We start from the raw sequence: 423 nt of genomic DNA, 5'->3' as shown, positions 1-423 counted from the left end.
GTCGAGGAGCCAAGGATGAACGCAATCAAAGTTCGCTTTGGGATTCCCTCGGCGCTCTGGTCCTGCCACACAGCCGAGGTCGAAAACTACCTTCTCGAAGGCCATGTTCCAGCCACGGCTTTGATCCGGCTCCTGGCTACTCGGCCGTCCGTGCGCGGAATTGCCGTTGCCGGCATGCCGGTGGGATCGCCGGGCATGGACGTTGCCGGGATGGAACCGGAGACCTACGACGTGATGGCTTTCGGTTCCGAAACGCCGAGCCTGTTCATGCGCTTCCACGGCACCAGCCCGATTCCGAATTGAGCGCACAGCCATGGACGAACAAGCGGGGTGCCTTCGGAAGGCAGGCCGGCTAACCAGCACGGTTCTGATCGCACGCCCTGCACCGGGCTATTCCGTCGTCCAGCGGCTCTTGCATTGGGG

At 62.6% G+C, this 423-nt stretch carries 1 protein-coding gene; it reads left to right on the top strand.

Features of this window, described 5'->3' with window-relative positions:
* A partial coding sequence (locus tag V5F77_RS29185; protein ID WP_429008526.1) for a DUF411 domain-containing protein occupies nucleotides 1-303 on the top strand: 303 nt, incomplete at its 5' end.
* Nucleotides 304-423: the final 120 nt, after the last annotated feature.

This window comes from Roseixanthobacter psychrophilus, from assembly GCF_043195195.1.
GTDB lineage: Bacteria > Pseudomonadota > Alphaproteobacteria > Rhizobiales > Xanthobacteraceae > NCEH01.
This window is presented reverse-complemented; position numbering and strand designations above follow the sequence as displayed.